Source organism: Chryseobacterium lactis, assembly GCF_003815875.1.
Taxonomy (GTDB): Bacteria; Bacteroidota; Bacteroidia; order Flavobacteriales; family Weeksellaceae; genus Chryseobacterium; species Chryseobacterium lactis.
In genome coordinates, this window is sequence record NZ_CP033924.1 from 1,073,816 (window position 1) to 1,086,714 (window position 12,899).

11 protein-coding genes are annotated in these 12,899 nt (G+C 36.8%); 10 read left to right on the forward strand and 1 reads right to left on the reverse strand.

Going from position 1 to position 12,899, the window contains the following annotated elements:
* The first annotated feature begins 88 nt into the window (after window positions 1–88).
* From EG342_RS04640 to EG342_RS04680, 9 genes are all read left to right on the forward strand, one after another.
* Entirely contained in the window at window positions 89–976 is an 888-nt protein-coding gene (locus EG342_RS04640) for a neutral zinc metallopeptidase (RefSeq protein WP_103288601.1), read from the forward strand.
* Between the two features lie 187 nt (window positions 977–1,163).
* On the forward strand, window positions 1,164–2,054 hold the full coding sequence (locus EG342_RS04645; protein WP_103288602.1) for a neutral zinc metallopeptidase: 891 nt from the start codon (window positions 1,164–1,166) through the stop codon (window positions 2,052–2,054).
* Window positions 2,055–2,166: 112 nt separating this feature from the next.
* Window positions 2,167–3,255: an acyltransferase family protein gene (locus EG342_RS04650; RefSeq protein ID WP_103288603.1), complete on the forward strand. Its 1,089-nt coding sequence runs from the start codon at window positions 2,167–2,169 to the stop codon at window positions 3,253–3,255.
* A 74-nt stretch (window positions 3,256–3,329) separates the two neighbouring features.
* A complete protein-coding gene (locus tag EG342_RS04655) occupies window positions 3,330–3,911 on the forward strand; it encodes a MiaE family protein (protein WP_103288604.1) in 582 nt (193 codons plus the stop codon).
* 24 nt (window positions 3,912–3,935) lie between these two features.
* Window positions 3,936–4,553 (forward strand): DUF502 domain-containing protein, encoded by a 618-nt coding sequence (locus tag EG342_RS04660; RefSeq protein WP_103288605.1) that lies wholly within the window; start codon window positions 3,936–3,938, stop codon window positions 4,551–4,553.
* Between the two features lie 90 nt (window positions 4,554–4,643).
* On the forward strand, window positions 4,644–6,020 hold the full coding sequence (locus EG342_RS04665; RefSeq protein WP_103288606.1) for a tryptophanase: 1,377 nt from the start codon (window positions 4,644–4,646) through the stop codon (window positions 6,018–6,020).
* 265 nt (window positions 6,021–6,285) lie between these two features.
* Window positions 6,286–7,362, forward strand: a complete 1,077-nt coding sequence (locus EG342_RS04670; RefSeq protein WP_103288607.1) for an FAD-dependent monooxygenase — start codon at window positions 6,286–6,288, stop codon at window positions 7,360–7,362.
* A gap of 3 nt (window positions 7,363–7,365) precedes the next feature.
* Window positions 7,366–8,523 carry a pyridoxal phosphate-dependent aminotransferase gene (locus EG342_RS04675; RefSeq protein ID WP_103288608.1) on the forward strand — a complete coding sequence of 386 codons (1,158 nt, stop codon included), beginning with the start codon at window positions 7,366–7,368 and terminating at the stop codon, window positions 8,521–8,523.
* A 162-nt stretch (window positions 8,524–8,685) separates the two neighbouring features.
* Window positions 8,686–11,127, forward strand: a complete 2,442-nt coding sequence (locus tag EG342_RS04680; protein ID WP_103288609.1) for a TonB-dependent receptor plug domain-containing protein — start codon at window positions 8,686–8,688, stop codon at window positions 11,125–11,127.
* Window positions 11,128–11,204: 77 nt separating this feature from the next.
* On the opposite strand, the gene EG342_RS04685 is transcribed toward EG342_RS04680, so the two are convergent.
* Window positions 11,205–12,422 carry a PQQ-dependent sugar dehydrogenase gene (locus EG342_RS04685; RefSeq protein ID WP_103288610.1) on the reverse strand — a complete coding sequence of 406 codons (1,218 nt, stop codon included), beginning with the start codon at window positions 12,420–12,422 and terminating at the stop codon, window positions 11,205–11,207.
* Between the two features lie 105 nt (window positions 12,423–12,527).
* Between EG342_RS04685 and EG342_RS04690 the strand changes: the two genes are divergently transcribed.
* Window positions 12,528–12,899 carry a BlaI/MecI/CopY family transcriptional regulator gene (locus EG342_RS04690; protein ID WP_103288611.1) on the forward strand — a complete coding sequence of 124 codons (372 nt, stop codon included), beginning with the start codon at window positions 12,528–12,530 and terminating at the stop codon, window positions 12,897–12,899.

Below are 12,899 nucleotides of genomic sequence, written 5' to 3' on the forward strand. Positions count from 1 at the left end.
CACTATGCTTTGAATAATTTTTTGCAATAATGTATTCACACTTAAGAGATAATTTATTACCTTCGTTTGACCAAATTGAATTTACGACATGAAAAAAAACTTTAATCTCTGCTTTTTAGCAGGCGCCATCACTGTTTCTACACTTACAGCATGTAGTGATGACCAAATGAACGAATCCGTTCAGCCTCAACAAGAAAGCCTTAGTGCAAAAATTGATCAACCGGGAGACCTTGAAAAAGTCTGTTATTATGTAGATAACAACTGGAGTTCCTCTTCTGTTTTGATGACAGGGCTTCAAAATTCTGCCGATACCAATTTTATGAATGCTCAAATGACTAAAATTGCAAGTATGTGGGGAAGAAGCAATCCTACTTTACGATTTGTAAATGATCCTTCCAGTCCTAACTCAACGTATAATGCAATTTCCTACTCCACTGGAAAGATTTATTACGGGTATGCCATCTATTATGATGCAAAAGCAAAAGGAGGAGATATTGTAAACGCCATGATTCTTGCTCATGAATATGGACACCAGTTGCAATACATCTTCGGCCTTCCATCCGTAAATGAGAATACAGCAAGACCAAACGAATTGGAAGCCGACGGTTTCGCAGGGTATTATTTAAGAAGACCTAATGGTTACAATAAAACTGATTTCTCTGAAATTGCTGCAGCGTATGAATTTGCACAAAGTATCGGAGATTATCAAACTACAAGTCCAGGGCACCACGGAACACCTGCACAAAGAAGATCAGCTGTTCGTTTAGGCTTCCTGCTTGGACAGTACGATCTTAATGCCTCTAATTTTGATTATAATTTCTTCTATTATTATCAGGGGGTATTAAATGGGACTTATAAAATGGCTCAGAATAAAGTTAACCCGGAAATTGATGCTTACATGAGCAAATATATTGATGAGTTAAGAAAAATTCAATCCGGAGAAATCTCTGCAGAAGAATTTAAAAATCTTAAATAAAGAATACACATTCATTTTTAGCATATTTAAGAAAGGGGCGGACTTTGGTCTTGCCTCTTTTTTATTGAATTATATTGACATTAACAACTGACTGCTAATCATTTACTATGCAATAAATAGTTTTTGTTTATAAAAAATTCAACAGTGTGTGATTTTTTTATAAATTCGATGTACTAAAAAAAACAATATGAAAAAAATCTTAAATCCCTGCTTTCTAGCAGGCATTATCGCTGTATTCTCATTAACAGCATGTAGAGATGACAAAATGGAAGAAACAACTCCTGATCAAGTCCAGACAGCCAACGCAAAACCAGAACAACCGAACCCATCCGAAAAAAGCTGTTCATATGTAGATTCTAATTGGTCATGGTCAGCAGTTTTAATAAATACTCTTCCAACCACAACTGACACTAACTTTATGAATTCCCAAATGGTAAATATTGCCAAAATGTGGGGAAAAAGTACACCGACATTACTCTTTGTAAATGATCCGGTAAGCCCCGGCTCGACTTATAATGCGGCATCATATAAAACCGGATATAGAATATATTATGGGTACGCCATCTATAATGACGCAAAAGCAAAAGGTGGAGATATTGTAAACGCCATGATTCTTGCTCATGAATATGGGCATCAACTACAATATGCTTACAACCTACCTACAGTGAAGGAAAACACCGGAAGATCTATTGACTTGGAAGCAGACGGTTTCGCTGGATATTATTTAAGAAGACCTAATGGTTACAACAAAACAGATTTCTCTCAGATTGCTGCTGCGTATGAATTTGCGCAAAGCATCGGAGATTATCAAACTACAAATCCAGGGCACCATGGAACACCTGCCCAAAGAAGATCAGCTGTTCGTTTAGGATTCCTTATAGGACAATACGATGTAACAGCGAAGGATTTTGACACTACCTTCTTTGCCTATTACAATGGTGTTTTGGATGGCTCACTTAAAATGGTTGACAATACAATAAGACCGGAAATTAAGGCTTATTTAGATCAATACGTTGACGAATTGAAAAAAATTCAATCCGGAGAAATCTCTGCTGAAGAATTTAAAAATCTTAAATAAAAATACACATTCATTTTTAGCATATTCAAGAAAGGGGCGGACTTTGGTCTTGCCCTTTTTTGTTTTGAAAAATAGCGGAAGTTTATTTACTTTTGAACCATATCCCAGCATCATGAACAGAGACCTTTATATTGATTTCGCCAAAGGACTGCCAACACTCTCTATCATCTTCATTCACACCGCCTTCTGGTCAGGGCAGTTTTATATCCCTGCAGAGGTGCGAGTATTTTCATTGGTCTTTGATGTTGCTCTTTTTTATGCTTTAAGTGGTATTACTTCAGGATCTAACATTGAAAAAACTTTTTACAGGTTATTAAAATTGCAGATCACTTACATGATTTTCGTGACCTTTTTATTCTTTTTAGATTATTTCTTCAAGATATTTGGGCTCACTTTCTTTTCTATGGAATGGCTTCAGAACTTTTATTCAACTTTTGGGTCAAAATATTCAACCACCAGTATTTCAACGGTTCCTCAATGGCAGAATCTTGGTAATTGGTACCTGCATCAATATACCAATGCAGATACTTTTCCGGTGGTCATGGGAAGTTTTTGGTATCTGAAGGTTTACTTTATTCTTACTTTGTTCGGAGTACTGATTTTAAAATTTTTCCCAAAACATATCAATTGGTTTATCGGGCTTTGTATTGGCCTGACTTTACTTTTTAATATTTTCCCGGAATATTATCCTGCAGGCCAGGTGGGTTATGTAGCATTTTACCTCGCCATATTTCTGGTAGGAAACAAAATGCGGGGTAAGAAAATACCCCACTCCATCATTCCTGTTTTGTATGCAGCAGTTGCTGGCGCTTTAATCTGGATGTTCTGGTATTATGGCAATGATATTTTCTATAAAATCAATAAAAATAAATTTCCTCCAAAAATCCCCTATATTATCTGGGCTCAGTTTTCTCTGGTTACGTTATTTGTCCTTTACAATAGGTTAAAAATCACTAAAGAAAATTTTGTCACCTACATTGGAAAGAATGCTATTTTCTTTTATTTTGCACAGGGAATCAGTTCCTCGCTGGTTTATTTTTTAGTGGTTCCACTAAAAGAAAACATGAGCTGGTGGGCTTTAATGATCATCATTTATATCATTAATATTATGCTGGCTTTCGTTATTTCTACAGGGCTGAAAAAGGTTGACACTTTAGGATGGAGGATTTTGGAATTCCTAAGAAGAAAGACCGCATCTTAATACTTTAGCGATCAAATTGAAATAAAGTCACATTTCTTTCCCCAATTTGTTTAAATTTACAAAAATTTTACAACATGTTTAAGTTGAAACTTCCTACCGATCCAAGGTGGGCAAATATTGCAGAAGGAAACATCGGAGAAATTTTAACGGATCATGCCTGGTGTGAACAGAAAGCTGCCACCAATGCCATTACACTGATCACAATGCTTCCGGAATATCCCGAAATCGTTACAGAACTTCTTGCCATCGCACAGGAAGAACTGGATCATTTTAATCAGGTGCATGAGATTATTAAGAAACGGGGTTATACTTTCGGAAGAGCACGAAAAGATGATTATGTGAACCAATTGGCAAAATTTATCATTCAGGGAAGCAGAGAAGAACTGATTGTCGACAAAATGCTTTTTGCCGCGATGATCGAAGCCCGAAGCTGTGAAAGATTTAAAGTGCTTACCGAAAACATCAAAGATGAAGAGCTTAAAGTGTTCTATAGAGAATTGATGATTTCTGAAGCCAACCATTATACTACTTTTATCAGTTTCGCAAGACAGCTTGGAGAAGATCCTGAAAAAGTAAACCAGCGTTGGGAAGAATGGCTTGAATACGAAGCTAACATTATTAAATCCTACGGAAACAAAGAAACCATTCACGGTTAAAATACAAACAGTAAAGACGATACATTGAAGAAATCAAGCTTTGAATATATTGCCAATTTATTTCTGAAAAACTTTTTTCAGGGATTGCTTATTATTGGCCCTATCGGGCTTACTATTTTTGTAATTTGGTATGTTGTAAGTGCGATCGACAACTTGATCCCTTCATTAGCTCACCAGATTCCCGGGCTTGTTTTCATTTCAATTATATTATTTACGGCGATTCTGGGGTATTTAGGAAACAAATTCGTGGTGGGAAGATTCTTTTTCGACACGATGGATAGTTTGCTTGAAAAAACTCCCGGAGTAAAGCACATTTACACTCCCACAAAAGACGTGATGTCTTCATTTGTGGGCGACAAGAAAAAATTCAACGATCCTGTATGGGTAAAAACCAATGAAAATCCGGAAATCTGGAGAATCGGTTTTTTAACCCAAAAAGAAATGTCGGACGTTGACAAGCATAATTACGTTGCGGTATATCTTCCTCATTCCTATGCAATTTCGGGATGGGTAATTGTTACTGAAGAAAAAAACATCAAACCTGTAGTGGGAATGACAGCTGCTTCGGCTATGAAGTTTGCAGTAAGCGGTGGTGTAGCCGGATTCCATTCTGATGAAAATATATTTAAGGCTCCGGAATAATTCCCATTCTTCCTTAAATGTACTTTGATGAATTTGAAATTATTTTCAAACCGATTTTCTTTACAAACAATTAAAAACATACTTTAACACATGAATTTACCGTACGCGGAACCTTTCCGCATTAAAATGGTGGAAGAAATCCGCCAATCTACCAGAGAAGAAAGAGAACAATGGCTTAAGCAAGCGAATTATAATCTCTTCAACTTAAAATCTTCACAAGTTTTTATCGATCTTTTAACCGACTCAGGAACCGGGGCAATGTCCGACAGACAATGGGGCGCGTTAATGACCGGAGACGAAAGTTATGCAGGCTCACGTTCTTTTGAAGAGCTTCAAAATACGGTTGAAAAAATTACCGGCTTTACCTATTTATTACCCACTCACCAAGGAAGAGCTGCAGAAAACGTTCTTTTCTCAGTGTTGGTGAAAGAAGGCGATGTCGTTCCGGGTAACTCACACTTTGATACCACAAAAGGACATATCGAAATCAGAAAGGCTCATGCCATCGACTGTACGATTGACGAAGCATTTGACATTAATGATCTTCATCCTTTCAAAGGAAATATTAATCTTGAAAAACTGGAAGAGGTTTATAAAAGTCATCCTAAAGAAAACATCCCTTTCTGCCTGATTACCATCACCTGTAACTCTTCAGGAGGACAACCAGTTTCCCTTGAGAATATGAAAGCTGTAAAAGCACTTTCCGATCAATATGGAATTCCCGTATTTTTTGATTCTGCGAGATTTGCAGAAAATGCCTATTTCATCAAAAAAAGAGAAAACGGCCAGGAAAATAGAAGCATCAAAGAAATATGCAAAGAAATATTTTCATACGGTGACGGAATGACCATGAGTTCCAAAAAAGACGGATTAGTCAATATCGGCGGTTTCATTGCTTTGAATAATGAAGAAATTTTCAGAAAAGCATCCAACTTCACGATCATCTATGAAGGGTTCATTACTTATGGAGGAATGGCCGGAAGAGATATGGCAGCATTGGCTGTAGGTCTTAATGAAGCTACGGAATTCGCCTATCTTGAAAGCAGAATCTCTCAGGTTGAATACCTTGGAAATAAATTGATTGAATACGGAATCCCGGTTCAGAAACCTATCGGGGGACATGCCGTATTCATTGATTCATTAAATTTCCTTCCTAATGTTTCGCGTGCAGAATATCCGGCACAAACCTTAGGGCTTGAAATCTATAAAGAAGCAGGGATCAGAACCGTAGAAATCGGAACTTTATTAGCCGACAGAGATCCTGAAACGAGAGAAAACCGCTATCCTAAGCTGGAGTTGGTGCGTTTGGCAATTCCAAGAAGAACTTATACCAATAATCACATGGATTATATTGCTGCTGCGATTAAAAACGTGTATGAAAGACGTGAAGAGATAGCCAAAGGATATAAAATTACCTGGGAGCCGGAAATATTAAGACATTTTACCGTTCAGCTTGAAAAAGCATAAACATAAAACCGGAATTTTTTCCGGTTTTTTTATTTCTGTTTCGGGTAAAATACAGATACCACAAAAAATTTGTAGGCCATTGAGATTCATCTATTTTTTTCATCAATATTACATCCTATGCACTTCATTTAATTTTTAAAAATTCTAAATTAATTTAATTTATTTTTTTTAAATAGTGAGTGTTTTTAATTTATTTTTGTATCGATCTAAAGAAACAGATTCAAAAAGTATTTAAACACTAACCTGAAAATCCTTTATTCCGAAAATGAACAAGATTGCTGTCGTGGGAGCTGGTATTTCCGGCTTAAGTATGGCGAATTACTTAGAAAAACAAAATATAAACTACCATATCTATGAAAGAAGACAAAAGGAAGATTTAGCTGGTCACGGATTCCTCATTCCTCAAGAGGGAATTGAATACCTATCTCAGATTATTGATCCTTCACTTCTTTTTGAACATGGAAGTTTTTTAAAAAAATACACCCAATATACTCATACAGGAAAAGTCCTGGCAGAAAAGGACCTCAACAACGTTTTCGCCATTTCAAGACAATCATTAGTCAATCTTTTAGCTCAACAAATTCCTTCTGAAAAAATAACCTACGGAGAAACTGTGTTATTCTCAAATTCGGATAAGAAAAAACTAAGGCATTCTGACGGATCTGATATTGATGCTGATATTGCTATTATTTCCGATGGTTCCAAAAGCAGAATCAGAAGAGAAATTTTCAAGGAAGAAAAAATGAGGACGGTCAGGGAAAATGAAGTCGTCAATATTATTAAAAACAAAAGCATTGCAGACCGTATTGAAAATGACTTTATGAAGTTTCATCATGAAGACGGAGGCCTTACTTTTGGAATATTGAAGCTTTCCGCCGATACTATACTTTGGTATGCTCAGTTTGATAATGAAAAATACCGGATCAATGAACTTCCGGTTACTCACTTAAGAGAATACATGATCGAGATCTTTACCGCCTGGAACCCTTTAGTCTCGTCAATTATTCAAAATTCCAGCTATGAAAACGTACATTTATGGTGTGTTTACGAATTAGAGGAACTCAACCCGTTCTATCAAGATAATATTGTATTCATTGGAGATGCGGCTCATCCTTTAATTCCTTTTACAAGCCAGGGAGTTACTTCAGCTTTGAAAGATTCTTTTACGTTAACGAAGTACTTAGTTAAAGAAGACAATATAGAAGACGCTTTCAGAAAGTATGAGACAGAAAGGAAGCCCGAAATAGAGACCCACATCAATAATGGCAGGGTTTTGCTGAACCAGTTTTTGCTTCCGCTTAACCAACAGACAGAAAATATTTTACCCATATCATACAAATAAAAAATGTTTAGCAATAACGATATCAATTTTGAAGCATTAAAGAGAAAAGCCTACAACGGAAGATGGGCCACTCTTGAAGATGGAATCATTCCTTTAACGGCAGCTGATCCGGATTTCAGAACCGCTCCTGAAATAGAGCAGGGAATTATCGAGTATATCAAAGACGGTTATCTGAGTTACGGCCCTTTTTCAGGACTCCCGGAGTTTAAGAAGAGTGTCGCAGAATATTTTAACAAAGAAAAACACGGATCTTTTTCTCCTGAAAATATACTTGCTGTTAACAGTGCCGCACAAGGTATGTTTTTGATTGCCTCCTACGTACTGAATCCTGGAGATGAAGCTATCATTCTTGATCCGGTAGATTTTCTGTTTAAAAAATCTGTAGAAACGGCCGGCGGAAAAGTAATGCTGTGCCCGGTAAATACGATAACCGGGGAGATTGATTTTGAAAAAATGGTTTCATTAATTGGTCCGAAAACAAAATTGATCAGCATTTGCAATCCCCACAATCCGCTCGGGAAGGTATATTCTAAAGAAACTTTAATAAAAATCTCTCAAATTGCTTCTGCTCATAATCTTTGGGTTATGAGTGATGAAATCTGGAGCGATATTATTTATGACCAAAAAGACTTTCATACCTATTCATCTGTTTCTAAAGAAGCAAAGAATAAGAGTTTTACGGTTTATGGTTTTTCAAAATCATTTGGAATTGCCGGGTTAAGAATCGGTGCTGTTTTGTGTAATGATGAGGAAGTACTGAATGACTTTACTGAAAAATCAAATTTCAACTCTACCATAGAAGGAGTTTCTACACTATCACAGATTGCCGGCAGTGTTGCTCTGGAAAAGGCAATGCCATGGTATAAGGAATTTTTATCTCACCTTCAGCAAAACAGAGATTTTACCTTTAGAATGCTGGAAAAATCGGAAATTCTTACCCCTAACCTTCCTGAGGCTACATTTGTTTTGTTTCCGAAAATTGAAAACGGAATGTCTAGTGATGAATTTGCCCAACATGTTCTTCAGCAGGGAAAAGTTGCGGTGGTTCCCGGCTCAGAAAGATGGTTCGGAAAAGGAGCAGAAGGACACATCAGGATATGCTTCTCTACGTCGCATGAAATTCTGGAAGAAGGGCTTACCAGAATTATATCAAGCTTTTAATATTAAAAATTTTCATCATTTTAAAGAAACAACGGTATTTTTTACTAGCAACCGAGATAAACAACAAAATATTAAGATTTTCATAACAAATAATAAAATTCAATACCGATCTTTAAATAAATATTGATATTTTTGAACAAATCACCATCCAAATCTATCAATATGAAAATAAAATACATCAGCATTATTTTAATTGGTATCTCTTCTCTGTCGTATGCCCAGCAAATAAAAGATACACTAGCCAAAGAATCAAAAATAGACGAAGTAGCCATTACCGGAAGCCGGAATAAAAAAAGAACAGTTGTCAACACCCCTGTTCCTATTGATATTATCGACATCAAGCAGGTAAGTCAGGCCACAGGACAAGTGGAAGTTAACCAATTATTACAGTTTTCTGCTCCTTCTTTTAATTCCAATAAACAGTCAGGGTCAGATGGTGCTGATGCAGTAGATCCGGCTACGTTAAGAGGTTTGGGACCGGATCAGACCTTACTTCTTTTAAATGGAAAACGATATCACCAATCTTCATTAATTAATCTTTTCGGAACAAAGGGAAGAGGAAATACAGGGTATGACATGAATACCATTCCTATCGGAGCGATCAAAAGAGTGGAAGTTCTTCGCGACGGAGCTTCCGCACAATATGGATCTGATGCCATAGCTGGGGTTATCAACGTAATTCTTAATGATCGTGACAAAGGTTTTGAAGGCAATGCATTTTATGGGATGAATCTTTTTAAAAGCCCCGGAAATAATGACGTTGTATCCGATCACAAAGTCGACGGTATGACGTTTGATTTCAGTGGAAATCTGGGAACAAAGATCGGAACTAAAGGAGGTTTCGGAAACTTTACTGTAGAGTTTATTAATAAAGACTACGCCATAAGAAATGCAAATCCGGATATTTATAACAATCCACAGCCTGCACCAAGACAGCGTTTTGGAGATGCAAAAGCACAAAATGTCTATTTTTTTGGTAATATTGAGCTTCCATTGTCAGACGGTTTGAAATTCTATTCCCGTCAGGGCTTTTCTCATAGAAATACGAAAGCTTATGCATGGACGAGGACTGTTGATGCAGACGGAAACATTCCTGAAATATATCCGGCAGGATTCAATCCTATTGAAAATACTAATATTTCAGATTTTACCTTTGACAACGGCTTAAAATTTAAAGTAGCTAATTGGGAGGTAGATTTTTATAATGCATTCGGAAACAACAGATTTACTTATAATATTAATAATACGATCAATGCCACTCTAGGGGTAAAATCGCCCACAAGCTTCAATGCGGGAGGACATTCTTTATTACAGAATACGACAGGTTTTAACGCCGTAAGGCAGTTCAGCGTATTGCAAGGACTTAATATTGCTTTCGGATCTGAATTCAGATATGAAAAGTTTAACATCATTAAAGGAGAAGAAGCTTCTTATTCCATGTACGATATCAATGGAAACATTGTAACAAGCAGCACTCCAGAAAGTCAACTGGTAACAAACCCTTTAAGCGGCGCTGTAAGACCGGGTGGATCGCAGGGATTTCCAGGCTATTCTACCGATATTGGCAAAAACAGGAATAATTTTGCCGCTTATGTAGATACGGAACTTGATATTACTAAAAACTGGATGATCAGTGTCGCAGGAAGATTTGAAAATTATAATGACTTTGGAAGCACTTTGAACGGAAAATTTGCAACCAGATACGCCATTACACCACAGTTTGCTTTTCGTGGCTCAGTTTCTACAGGCTTCAGAGCTCCCTCATTAGCACAGAAATATTATAGTCAGCAGTTTACTAATTTTCAGGGAGGAAAACTGGTAACCATTCAATTGGCATCCAATGACAGTGATTTGGCAAGCAGAGTCGGTATTTCTCAACTCAAACAGGAAACATCTGTAAATGGAAGTGCTGGTTTTACTTTTAATACAGCTAAATTTACAGCAACAATTGATGGGTATTATATCAATGTAAAGAACAGAATCGTTCTTACAGGAAATTTTTCAAGAGATGACCTTCCTTTAGATGTTCAGGCCGATTATCCGTATATCGATCAGGCACAGTTTTTCTCTAATGCAATCAACACACGAACAAAGGGAATTGACCTTATATTAAGCTATACTGAAAGTCTTGGATCCGGAAAACTGACTGCCACTCTAGCCGGGAACTATAACGATATGGAGATTACAAAAGTTAATACTTCAAAGCAGCTTGAGGGGAAAGAAAACATTTATTTAAGTGCAAGAGAAAGAGCTTTTATTTTGGCTTCTGCTCCGAAAACAAAGGTTAATTTAAACCTCAACTACAAAATCAACAAATTCAATGTTAACCTGCAAATGGTGAGGTTTGATAAGGTAACCTTGATCGGGTATGATGATTTAGAACAGGTATACAATCCTAAAGTAACGACCGATCTATCTTTTGGATATGAATTTTCCAGGAACCTAAATCTGACTTTGGGAAGTAAAAATGTGTTTAACAGATATCCTACACTGCAAAGTGCTCACGTAACTACGGGAAATACAGAGGGAGGAGGTATTTTTGATCCTGTGCAAATGGGATTTGCCGGAAGACAGGTTTTTGCAAGACTTAATTTTAAGTTTTAGGAAGGAGGAGTTGGCAAATAGTAACTTCCAGCTTCCTTACAAAACCGCCCGGTTGAGAATTTTCAACCGGGCGGTTTTTATTTCCTGGATATTCTATAGAGTTTTCCGCTATCTGTAACAGCATATAGATTACCGTCTATTCCGTTTAATACATCCCGGAAGCGTTCTTTCTGATCTGCAAGAAGGCGTTCTTCTCCTACCACTTTATTATCTTTCATGACAATTCTGTCAATATGTTCTCCGCTTAAACATCCGATGATCAGATTTCCTTTCCATTCATCAATACTTCCGGTGTAGAAAGTAATTCCACTGGGAGAAATCACGGGATCCCAATAGTAAACCGGCTGCTCTGTTCCCTGTCTCTGGGTGATGCCCTGTCCTACTTTATCTCCTGAATATTCAATTCCATAGGTAACATCTCCCCAACCATAATTTTTTCCGGGTTGAATTAAATTGATCTCATCACCACCTCTGGGACCCATTTCTACATCCCAAAGATTTCCGTTTGGATCGATTGCCAATCCTTGTGGATTCCTAACCCCATAAGCATAGATTTCAGGTTTATATCCCTGTTTTCCTATGAATGGATTACCTGGAGCAGGCATTCCGTCTTTGGTAATTTTTATAATTTTTCCTAAATAATTATCTGTTTTCTGAGCATACACCCTGGTTACTTTATCCGATCTTTCTCCTGTGCTTACAAATAAATATCCTTCTTTATCAAAAGCCAGCCTGCTTCCATAATGCTTGTCACCGTCATAAGAAGGTTCTGCACGGAAAATCACTTTAATCCCGGAGATATTCTTAAGATCGGCAGATAGTTTTCCTTTAGCAACAGAGGTTAAATTCCCTTTTCCAAAAGGTTCTGAAAAACTAAAGTAAATTATATTGTTGGTTTGAAAATCGGGATCCAGTGCGACATCCAGCATTCCACCCTGCCCTTTAGAATCAACTTTTGGAAAGCCATCTACTTTTGAAACTTGTTTTCCATCTTTTGAAACAACATTCATAAAACCATTTTTATCTGTAATAAGAAATCTTCCATCCGGTAGATTGATGATTCCCCATGGCCTTCCGAGATCTTTGTTGATAATTTCAACAGTATAGGGTGTGGCAGTTTTTACAGCTTTAATTCTTGTTTGTCCTTTAAAGGCTGGTTTGTAGTTAGAATTGGGATTATCTGTTTCTACACTTCCATCATTTCCGGTTTGCTGTGCGTTGGCATGATTCTCTTTACATGAAGATAAAAGAAGAAAAACACTTAGAAGCGGAACATAAAATTGATTGATTTTCATAATATTACGATTGGTGACAGAAAAATGAATGGAAAAATAATGCCATAAAATTTGGTTATTTAATTTTTTATTCTACATTTGTAGAACAAATTACAACATTGTAGAATGAAAGAGATTAAACTAACTGATTCGGAGAAAGTTCTTATGGACATCCTTTGGGAGAAAAAAAACATCTTCATGAAGGACATTCTGGAAGCTTATCCCGAACCCAAACCTGCTGCAACCACAATTGCAACGCTCCTTAAAAGGATGCAGAACAAGGATCTGGTAGGTTATAAATTATATGGAAATTCCCGTGAATACTATCCAAAAGTGGAGAAAGGGGAATATTTCAAGGAAGAAATGACTTCCATGATTGACCGTTTTTTTAATAGTTCTGTTACGCAATTTGCGTCATTTTTTACATCGAACGCAAAACTTAGCCAGAAACAATTGAAAGAACTTAGAGATATTATTGATGATCAGATAAAGGAATAA